The following is a 9,287-nucleotide window of genomic DNA, read 5'->3' on the forward strand; positions in this document are numbered from 1 at the left end:
CCGCCACTGATCGAGAGCCAGCCATGAGCGCTTCCGTCGTTGTCGATTTCGCAGCACTGCCCGAGTTCCCGAACACGCCCGACGGCGAGCGACCGAAGGTCGAGCTGGTGCGCGACCAGGTGCAGGCCTTCATTGAAGGCTACGTCGCCGCCAAGCGCCGCCAGCCCGAACGCATCGTTCTCGCCGCCTCCGATCACCGGCACTGCCTGCGCCGCGTTTTGGCTCGCATGCAGCGACCGCACCGCGACAAAGCAAAAGCCGAATGGCAGGAGCGCTGCAAGGCCGGATCCAAGGAGCTGTGGCGCGATTGCCGCCCCGAGCCCATCAAAGACGCCGAGCTGCACTGGAACGGCATCCCTATCGAACAGGTGGGTTATTCCCGCCACCGCCCCGTCGACCGCGCGGCCTAACCCTTCCAGAAAGGATTCCCATGTTCTTCCGTAACCTCGTCATGTTCCGCTTCCCCATCGGCCTCGACTTCTCACAGGTCGCCGAGCAGCTGCCGGCCGCCACCCTGAAGCCAGTCGGCCCGCTGGAGATGTCCTCCCGTGGCTTCATCTCGCCGTTCGGCCGCGAAGAGACCGAGCAGCTGCACCACGCCATCGGCAACTGGTTGTGGCTGACCGTCGGCGCCCAGGACAAGATCCTGCCGGCCTCCGCCGTCGCCGATGCCCTCGAGCAGAAGCTGGCCGAGATCGAGCACAACGAAGGTCGCCGGCCCGGTGGGCGCGAGCGCAAGCGCATGAAGGACGACCTGATCCACGAGCTGCTGCCGAAGGCTCTCGTGAAGTCGTCTCGCTGCGATGTGTTCCTCGACCTGGCACGCGGCGTCGCCTTCGTGGACACCAGCAGCCGCAAGCAGGGCGAGAACCTGATGTCCGACATCCGGGGCCTGCTCGGGAGCTTTCCGGCCATGCCACTGAATGCCGAGGTCGCGCCGAGGTCGGTGCTGACCGGGTGGATTGCAGGTGAGACGCTGCCCGCAGGCCTCTTCCTGGGCGAGCAGTGCCAGCTGGAAGACCCCGTCACCGGAGGCGCGATCGCCAAGCTTGACCGGCAGGAGCTCGTCAGCGACGAGATCCGCAACCACCTCGATGCCGGCAAGCAGGTGACCCGACTCGGCCTCGTGGTCGAGGACAACGTCTCGCTGGTGCTGGGCGATGACCTGGTCGTGCGCAAGCTGCGCTTCCTCGATGGCGCACTGGACAAGTTGGAGGACGGCGACGACGGCCGCCGCGCCGAGCTGGACGCCCGCTTCGCACTGCAGGCCGGCGAGCTGGGCGCGCTGTTCGACCGCCTGTCCGATGCGTTCCGCATCAGCGCCGCGAGTTGAGGGCCGACGATGAACGCACAGATCGACACTACCGACCCGTGGCGCGGCCTCTATGCCGTTGAGCGGCTTCCCCAGCGCTGCGAGTACGGGGAGCTGATCCATCCCGATCTTCCGACCTGGCCTGATGACCGCGAGGAAGCGCTGGACAAACTGGTGAGCGCGCAGGGCTTTGACTTTGTGGTCGTCGCCGGTGATTTCACCGATGAAGCGCTGGAAAACGGAGATGAACTGTACTGGGAGGAGATGCGCGCCTGGAATCCGGAAGCTCCGGAAGGCGACTGGCGACTGGCGTGGATGGGTGACACCGAAGACGGACCGTACGCGTGGTTCGTGCGACCCATGGCATTGCGTCCCGAAGTCGTGGACTTCCAAGCCGGCGTAGCGGAATGGGCAAGGAAGTGCTTCGACGCCTCGCTCTATCGCAACATGACCGAGCGTGGCGACCGACTGCTCGAGGAGGTTCTGGAGCTGCTGCAGTCGAAGGGCTATGACAGCGTGCGCGTGCGCACGCTGGTGAACTACGTCTACGGCCGGCCGGTAGGTGAGCCCGCTCAGGAAGTCGGCGGCGTCATGGTCACGCTGGCAGCCTTCTGCTCGGTGGCCGGCCTGAACATGAAGGATGCCGGCGCCGTCGAGCTTGCACGAATCGCGCAGCCGGAGGTCATGGACAAGATTCGGCGAAAGCAGGCGCTGAAGAACGCCCTGCACTTTGACACGCCCCTGCCCGGAAGTGCTGCCCGCCAGCCGATGTGGCAGGAGCCGGTGGGCGAGATTGACGAGAGTGAGGACGGCAGGTTCGTCGAGCTGTACCAGGACCATGAGATGCCGCTTGGCGCAAAGGTCTATTTGTATCCGCCCGCGCAGGCCGTGGACCTGGGGCAGCTGAGCGCCCACAACATCGCTGCGCTACAGGACATGCGGGAGCATATGGCTGCGGGAACGCTGAGCCTCAACGACTGGTCAGGGTTCGGTACAGCCGCGCTTGACGCGGTGCTGGCCCTGATCGACAGCGGCAAGGCGGCTGGCAATGGCTAACCCAGTCCGCAACGTCACCAGCGCGCGCCCTCACGGGCCCCGCTTCTTCCTCGCCACCCTGCAGTGCGGCCATCAGGTCATGTGCCCGGCCATCCGCATCCGCGGGTCCCGCTTCTCACAGCGCGCGCCGCTCACCGCTACCTGCAACCAGTGCCCGAAAGGACCCAGCGATGTCTAAGAAATCCAGCCTGATCAACGCAATCGATCTGTTCGCAGGTGCCGGCGGGTTCAGCACCGGTGCGCTGATGGCAGGCTGCAACGTGTCGTGGGCGGCGAACCACTGGCCAGCAGCGGTGCAGGTGCATGCAGACAACCATCCGGGCACGCTGCATGCGTGCCAGGACCTGCACCAGGCTGACTGGACCTCCGTGCCGAGCCATGACCTTCTGCTCGCCTCTCCGTGCTGCCAAGGCCATAGCCGAGCACGCGGGAAGGATCGCCCTCACCACGATGCCCAGCGCTCCACGGCATGGGCTGTGGTGTCGGCCGCCGAAGTCCACCGGCCTGAAGCCATCGTCGTTGAGAACGTTCCCGAGTTCACCGCATGGGCGCTCTACGATGCCTGGTGTGCCGCACTGGCTGCGCTCGGGTACACCATGTCACCGCACGTTATCGATGCCGCCGAGCATGGAGTTCCCCAGCATCGCCGGCGGGTGTTCATCGTCGGGACGCGCTCGCGCTCGCAGATACAACTGCAGCTCCCGCGGCGCGATCTCGTCGCGGCGGCCAGCATCATCGACTTCGATGGCGGGCGTTGGTCGATGGTGGACCGTCCCGGCCGGTCGCCGGCGACCTTGGCCCGTGTGGCTGCTGGACGAGCACAGCACGGCGACCGCTTCCTCACCGCCTACTACGGCAACGAGAAGGGAGGTCGCAGCCTGTCGCGACCGGTCGGAACCATCACCACCCGTGACCGGTGGGCAGTCATTGATGGTGACCGCATTCGGATGCTCAGCGTGCAGGAGTGCAGGCGAGCCATGGGCTTCCCGGCTACCTACCAGCTGCCCACCAGGCAGAAGGACGCAATGATGATGCTCGGGAACGCCGTCTGCCCGCCGGTCGCGCGGGACGTCATCACTGCACTGCGGGCTGCGGCATGAGATCACGTGCGATCAATGAACTCCCGCGCGAGCTTGGCGCCGATCTCGAAGGCTTCGTCCAGCGACGTGACCGCATCATGACCGTCCGACACAGGGACGGCAGGATACCCGTCGACCTGGAATCCGTAAACCACGATTTCGGCCGTCTCGAACACCCAAATTTCGACGTCAAAGTCGACGCCCTTGTACTCGCCTTCCCTTATCAGCTTGTCGATGTTCTTCATGGTGGTGCTCCGTTGGGATCGGATTCGAACCTCGACGAGTCAACCACCCATTGTCAAGCGGTCTCACCTCTTGCGGAGCGCGTCCAGCTCGGCCAGCACTTCGGCCAGGCCGCGGTTGCTGGCCAGCGCGCGCGCATGCCGGGTCTGTCCGGGCTCGCCTGCCTCCAGCCATTCCGCTGCGCGCTTACGCAGGGTCACGTTCGCCGCTTCCAGCACCACGTGGTGGCGAGCGTTCCGCTGCAGCTCGGCCAGCTTCGGGCCGAACACGCCCAGGAGCGTTGCGGCGGGATCCTTCAGCAGCTGCTCGGCGTCGCCCTCTATGTGAGCGCCGTGGTGAACCTGCTTGGCCAACGCATCCAGCAGGTCCGCAAGCTGCCGGTCCAAGCCCGGTGCCGGCGTGCGCACCAGCCTGCGCTGGTGGTGCGTGACGTAGCGCCTGTCGATAAGCAGATCCTGCACCTCCGCGCTCATGCGCAGCTCGCCGGACAGGCCCTTGGCGGCGCCGTACAGCTCGGCATGCGTCGAGTTCGCGAACAGATTCATCCGTCCCATCGTATTTGCTTCCGCTCCTTCCATTCCAGTCGAGGTGTCCAATGACCCAGTGCCAGATCGATCACCCCGAGGGTCTACTTCCCTGCGCCGCTGGTCACCGCGCGCGGCACATCCATGACGGCCGCTGCGCCAGCGCCGGTGGCGGCCACTTCGTTGAGTGCCGGTGTAAGCAAACGACCAAGCACGCGGATCCGGAAGCGGCCCTGGCCAACTGGCGGCATCTGAACCGGCGGACGCGCAGCGCACGCAATGTGGTGGCGCACGTCGAGCCCGATAACGTTCTGCAGTTCAAGCTCACCCTCGCTGAGCCAGCCACGAAGCGCACCCGTGCCCGAGCCAGCGCACAAGGAGGCCGCCCGTGATCGGAGAGGTTCTCCAGTTCCGCGACCTGCAGGAGCTTTGTCGCCCCGGCAAACGTCCGCGGCTCGCCACCGTGGAGCGCTGGGCCAGGCAGCGCAGGATTCGCGTGCAGTACGACGGGCAGGGCGGCGTCTGGACCACCACTGCCGCGCTCAACGAGGCCTTGGGTCTCACGTCCCCAGCTTTCGAGAACGAGAGCTACCCCGCTTCCCTGATCTGAAAGGACGCACTGCAGCACCATGGCTAGACCACGCAAGGCAGCACCCAACCTGCCCTCGCATATTGACCATACCCAGCTGCCGGTCGGGATCTACTGGGATCCCACCGGCCGCGGCAGGTGGTACGTGCGCAACCCCCATGAAGAAGGCTACGGATATCGCAAGAAGACCGTAGCCGGCCCCAGCGCGCGCATGTCAGACCTGCACGCCATCATGGAGGCGCGCCAGGGTGAAGCTCAGCGAGGCACTGTCGCCTTTGTCATCGACCGGCACGCCGAAAGCCTGGCCTTTGCACAGCTGAAGCCATCGACCAAGGAGGGGTACACGGACTATGCGAAGGCCATTAAGGCTTACCCGCTGAAAAATGGCACCAGCCTTGGCGATGCCATCGTGGATCGCCTCACGCCTGGATTCATCCGGCGCCTGATAGACGTCATTGCGCAAGGCCGGCCTGGGCAGAAAGCTGGTGATCCCTTCGTTCCTGGCTACCCCACTAAGGCGAACCACTGGCTGCGCTACCTGCGCCGGGTGTTCGGCTGGGCACGGGAACACGACCATGTCACCACGAACCCTGCCGCCGGCATCAAGCAGGTCAAGGAAAAGGGTGACCACCGGATGCCGGCTGTCGACGTGTTCCGGCGCGTCCAAGCCTATGCGAAGGAGTGCAGTACGCGCGGAGCTCGCGCGAAGGGGGCGGTGCCGGCTTACCTGTGGGCGGCGATGGAGCTGGCGTACCAAGCACGGCTGCGCGGCATCGAGGTGCTGACGCTGACCGACGCACACGTAGATGGTGAAGTGCTGCGTACGAACCGCCGCAAGGGCAGTCGCGACAACCTGGTGCGCAAGGGCGCCGAAACCGAGGAAGCAATCTCGATGCTGCGGACCCGCCGGGCAGTGATATGGGAAAAGAACGGGAGGGTGATACCGATCCACGCCGAGAGCCGCTTTCTCTTCGTCAGCGAGGACGGGGAGCGGTTGACCGAGGATGGTTGGCAGACTGCTTGGGGGCGCATGATGCGGAATGCGGTGAAGGACGGGATCCTGAGCCAGGGCGAACGATTCGGCCTACACAGTCTGAAACACCGTGGTGTCACCGATACCAAGGGCGACAAAAAGGAAGCCAGTGGGCACAAGACCGACGCGATGATGCATGTCTACGATCACTCTCTCCCGGTAGTTGGGGAATCAGGAGAATCAAGTCATTGAACATATGGTGTGGGCACCAGCTATCCTAGATTCAACCAGAACTCACTAAACACCATGGATGACCCTGTCCTCCTTCCGAAGCTCAAGCTAACTGCACCGGAGCTTCCACCATTTCTCGCGGATTACGCGGCCATTGCGAAAAAAATGCCCAACTGGGCAGTCCGAGCAGCGCTTATGAGCCAGTACCCGCGTCACCTCTACAACTATCTGAGGTTCGATTCAGCGTCCGAGGAGAGCTTACGAAATCTCAGTACGATGCTTGTAGATTCCAACCTCTACCTGAACGATCCCGCAGACTTCAATGATCCGTTCGAGTTTAAGAACAGGCTGGTGTTGGACGACGACGAGGTTCTGAAGCATTTTTTTAGCGTCGTCCATAGCGTGACCCATCCCAACGACACCCGCTCTCCCTCTGCACGAGATGCGTTAATTGAAGAATTGGTTGCGAAAGTGAAGACGGCACCAGAGCAAATATTTGGAGTTCTCTTCGAGACCCACAGCCATGGCGTTCACTGCTTCACGCCGGAGCCGAAGAGCCAGCTGATGTGGTCGCACTACGCTGACTCACATCGGGGGATATGCCTGCAATTCCGCACATCCTATGACGTGCCAACGTTCCTGGCTGCAGGCGCTGTGGACTACTGCGACGACTTCCCCGACTTCCACATTCCAACAGCGCCGCAGGCCGATACCGTCGCGATGATGATGCGCAAGGGCACCTCGTGGTCCTACGAAAAAGAACGACGGATAGCGATGCTGGCTATCAATTCTAGACTTCTCTCGTTCGAACCGCGGGCGCTGACTGGCCTGATTCTAGGAAGTAGATTTCCGAAAAAGCATCTCCCAGCAATCCAGCAGATGCTGGCTAAGCGCTTTGATCGGGGGCTTCCTAAGGTTCAACTCTACCAAGCCGAGGCGCAGGACACAGCGTATCGCCTAAGCGTCCGCAAGCTTGAAAGCATGCCGCTCAATTCCGGAGCAATTTCCGGAGTAATCCCGTGGGACTCGATTTATGAGCGCTAAGTCGCTGATTTAAATGGCGCGCCCGACAGGAATCGAACCTGTAACCGCCGGCTTAGAAGGCCGGTGCTCTATCCAGTTGAGCTACGGGCGCCCGAACCGGTGGACCAACCCGCTCCAACAGGGCGATGGTTGGTCGGGGTAGAGGGATTCGAACCCCCGACATCCTGCTCCCAAAGCAGGCGCGCTACCAGACTGCGCTATACCCCGGCGATGCTTCCTGCCAGGGCGGGGCCCTCGAGCAGACGGGAATTGTGAACACCCGGCCCCGGTTCTGTCAAACCTGCGCGGGCGTGTGTGGGAGCGAGCAAGCTTGCCCGCTACGGGGTGCGTTATGCTGGCCGTTGACGGCCGGATGGCCTCCCCTACCCCCCTTTCGCACGGAGATCGCACATGCGCAGCGGCAACCCGGCTCTTTCCGAATCCACCTTCCTTGATCTTGGCAGCGGCACCGTTTCGGCCCGCGGCGACCAGCTGATGACCCTCAACGGCACCGTCAACAAGACCGGCCTGCTGTTGCTGCTGACCGTGCTGACCGCGTCGTTCTCGTGGAGCCAGGCACTGGTGACCGGCGGCGAGACGGCCGGCACGCTTTCCTCGGCCGGCATGGGCTACCTGATCGGCGGTGCGCTGGGCGGCTTCGTGCTGGCGCTCATCACCGTGTTCAAGAAGACCTGGTCGCCGGTCACCGCGCCGATGTACGCACTGGTGGAAGGCCTGTTCCTGGGCGCGATCTCGGCGATGTTCGAACAGCGCTTCCCGGGCATCGTGTTCCAGGCCGTGCTGGCGACCTTCGGCACCCTGGTGGCGCTGCTGGTGGCGTACCGCAGCGGGCTGATCAAGGCCACCGAGAACTTCAAGCTGGGCGTGGTCGCGGCCACTGGCGGCATCGCGCTGCTGTACCTGGCGTCGATCGTGCTGGGCATGTTCGGCATCAACGTGCCGGTGATCCATGAAGCCAGCGGCCTGGGCATCGCCTTCAGCGTGTTCGTGGTGCTCGTGGCGGCACTGAACCTGGTGCTGGATTTCGATTTCATCGAAAGCGGCGTGGAACAGGGCGCACCGAAGTTCATGGAGTGGTACGGCGCGTTCGGGCTGATGGTGACCCTGGTGTGGTTGTACGTGGAATTCCTGCGCCTGCTGTCGAAGATCCAGCAGCGCTGAGCCATGCCCGGCGGTTTTCGCTGTTGCGTGCCTGATCATTGCTACGCCGAGCATGGCTCGGCGCTACCGCATGACATCGCGCGCGGATCCGGTGCCCCGGGCGTGGCGCAGTCTTACCGCGCGGTCAACGACGACTGCAGCGCGGCGTAGTGCGCCTGCAGGTGATCGACCAGCGCGCGCACCTTGGGCGCCAGTGCGCGGGCGTGCGGGTACAGCGCGTAGTAGCGTCGCTGGCCCGCGTTCCAGTCCGGCAGCACGCGGATCAGGCGTCCCGCGCGCAGATCGTCCTGCACGGTGAGTGCGGTGAACAGGGTGATGCCCATGCCGGCCAGCGCGGCGGCATGAAGCGCCGGCGTCGCATCAACCGCCAGCCGCTGGCCGGCCTCGACTTCAAGCGATGCGCCACGCGGACCCTGCAGGTGCCATGGCACCCGCGCGCTGGTTGGACTGAAGGCCAGCAGCGCGTGCTGCGCCAGCTCACTACCGTGGCGCGGCAGGCCATGCAGGGCCAGGTAGGACGGTGCGGCCACCAGGATGCGGTCGCAACAGGCCAGTTCACGCGCCACCATCTGGCTGTCCGGCAGTTCATGGGCAATGCGCAGCACCAGGTCGAAGCCGCCGCCTACCACGTCCACCAGCTGGTCGTCCGCGCACAGGTCCAGCGAGATCTGCGGATGGCGCGACAGGAAGGGGGGCAGCCAGTGGGGAAGTTCCTGGCTGGCGACCACCTGGGGCACACTGATGCGGATGCGACCACTCGGCTGCGCCTGTGCAGCGCGGGCGCGGTTGTCGGCCAGTTCCAGCCGGTCCAGCAGTTCCGCCGCTTCGGCGTAGTACTGGCGGCCGGCCTCGGTCAACGCGAACCGGCGGCTGTTGCGATCCAGCAGCCGCACGTCCAGATGATCTTCCAGCTGCCGCAGTTGCCGCGACATCGCCGAGTGCGTGGTGCCCATGCGCTCGGCGGCGGCGGTGAAACTGCCTGCTTCGACGATGGCACGCAACGCTCGCAGGGAAGCGAAATGGTCCATCCAGGCACGCTCCGGCCGGCACCCGCGTGCTGCGGGCGCGGCCAGCT

11 protein-coding genes and 2 tRNA genes are annotated in these 9,287 nt (G+C 64.4%); 8 read left to right on the forward strand and 5 right to left on the reverse strand.

What is annotated here, in order from left to right; all coding sequences use genetic code 11:
* Window positions 1–23 precede the first annotated feature (23 nt).
* From ACI2JH_RS13485 to ACI2JH_RS13500, 4 genes are all read left to right on the forward strand, one after another.
* Window positions 24–410, forward strand: coding sequence for a hypothetical protein (locus ACI2JH_RS13485; RefSeq protein ID WP_404736460.1), 387 nt, complete (start codon window positions 24–26; stop codon window positions 408–410).
* Window positions 411–430: 20 nt separating this feature from the next.
* Window positions 431–1,333: a recombination-associated protein RdgC gene (locus ACI2JH_RS13490; RefSeq protein ID WP_404736461.1), complete on the forward strand. Its 903-nt coding sequence runs from the start codon at window positions 431–433 to the stop codon at window positions 1,331–1,333.
* Window positions 1,334–1,342: 9 nt separating this feature from the next.
* A complete protein-coding gene (locus tag ACI2JH_RS13495) occupies window positions 1,343–2,368 on the forward strand; it encodes a hypothetical protein (RefSeq protein ID WP_404736462.1) in 1,026 nt (341 codons plus the stop codon).
* 170 nt (window positions 2,369–2,538) lie between these two features.
* Window positions 2,539–3,468, forward strand: a complete 930-nt coding sequence (locus tag ACI2JH_RS13500; RefSeq protein WP_404736463.1) for a DNA cytosine methyltransferase — start codon at window positions 2,539–2,541, stop codon at window positions 3,466–3,468.
* 2 nt (window positions 3,469–3,470) lie between these two features.
* On the opposite strand, the gene ACI2JH_RS13505 is transcribed toward ACI2JH_RS13500, so the two are convergent.
* Both ACI2JH_RS13505 and ACI2JH_RS13510 read right to left on the reverse strand, forming a co-directional pair.
* Window positions 3,471–3,692 carry a hypothetical protein gene (locus tag ACI2JH_RS13505; RefSeq protein ID WP_404736464.1) on the reverse strand — a complete coding sequence of 74 codons (222 nt, stop codon included), beginning with the start codon at window positions 3,690–3,692 and terminating at the stop codon, window positions 3,471–3,473.
* A gap of 63 nt (window positions 3,693–3,755) precedes the next feature.
* Entirely contained in the window at window positions 3,756–4,235 is a 480-nt protein-coding gene (locus tag ACI2JH_RS13510; protein ID WP_404736465.1) for a hypothetical protein, read from the reverse strand.
* Window positions 4,236–4,602: 367 nt separating this feature from the next.
* On the opposite strand from ACI2JH_RS13510, the gene ACI2JH_RS13515 reads away from it, so the two are divergent.
* Genes ACI2JH_RS13515 through ACI2JH_RS13525 form a run of 3 tightly spaced genes read left to right on the forward strand, consistent with a single transcriptional unit; the run spans window position 4,603 to window position 7,051 of the window.
* Window positions 4,603–4,824 (forward strand): hypothetical protein, encoded by a 222-nt coding sequence (locus ACI2JH_RS13515; RefSeq protein ID WP_404736466.1) that lies wholly within the window; start codon window positions 4,603–4,605, stop codon window positions 4,822–4,824.
* A gap of 19 nt (window positions 4,825–4,843) precedes the next feature.
* Window positions 4,844–6,028 carry a tyrosine recombinase XerC gene (gene xerC / locus ACI2JH_RS13520; RefSeq protein ID WP_404736467.1) on the forward strand — a complete coding sequence of 395 codons (1,185 nt, stop codon included), beginning with the start codon at window positions 4,844–4,846 and terminating at the stop codon, window positions 6,026–6,028.
* Between the two features lie 54 nt (window positions 6,029–6,082).
* A complete protein-coding gene (locus ACI2JH_RS13525) occupies window positions 6,083–7,051 on the forward strand; it encodes a DUF2971 domain-containing protein (protein ID WP_404736468.1) in 969 nt (322 codons plus the stop codon).
* 14 nt (window positions 7,052–7,065) lie between these two features.
* On the opposite strand, the gene ACI2JH_RS13530 is transcribed toward ACI2JH_RS13525, so the two are convergent.
* Together ACI2JH_RS13530 and ACI2JH_RS13535 are read right to left on the reverse strand one after the other, a co-directional pair.
* Window positions 7,066–7,142: transfer RNA gene (locus ACI2JH_RS13530), tRNA-Arg, on the reverse strand.
* A gap of 39 nt (window positions 7,143–7,181) precedes the next feature.
* Window positions 7,182–7,258, reverse strand: a tRNA-Pro gene (locus tag ACI2JH_RS13535).
* Between the two features lie 183 nt (window positions 7,259–7,441).
* On the opposite strand from ACI2JH_RS13535, the gene ACI2JH_RS13540 reads away from it, so the two are divergent.
* Complete coding sequence (locus ACI2JH_RS13540; protein ID WP_404736469.1) at window positions 7,442–8,212, forward strand: Bax inhibitor-1/YccA family protein; 771 nt, start codon at window positions 7,442–7,444, stop codon at window positions 8,210–8,212.
* Window positions 8,213–8,325: 113 nt separating this feature from the next.
* Here ACI2JH_RS13540 and ACI2JH_RS13545 read toward each other — a convergent pair whose 3' ends face one another.
* On the reverse strand, window positions 8,326–9,240 hold the full coding sequence (locus ACI2JH_RS13545) for a LysR family transcriptional regulator (RefSeq protein ID WP_404736470.1): 915 nt from the start codon (window positions 9,238–9,240) through the stop codon (window positions 8,326–8,328).
* Window positions 9,241–9,287: the final 47 nt, after the last annotated feature.

The organism is Stenotrophomonas sp. NPDC078853 (assembly GCF_044901215.1).
In the GTDB taxonomy this organism is placed as follows: domain Bacteria; phylum Pseudomonadota; class Gammaproteobacteria; order Xanthomonadales; family Xanthomonadaceae; genus Stenotrophomonas; species Stenotrophomonas lacuserhaii.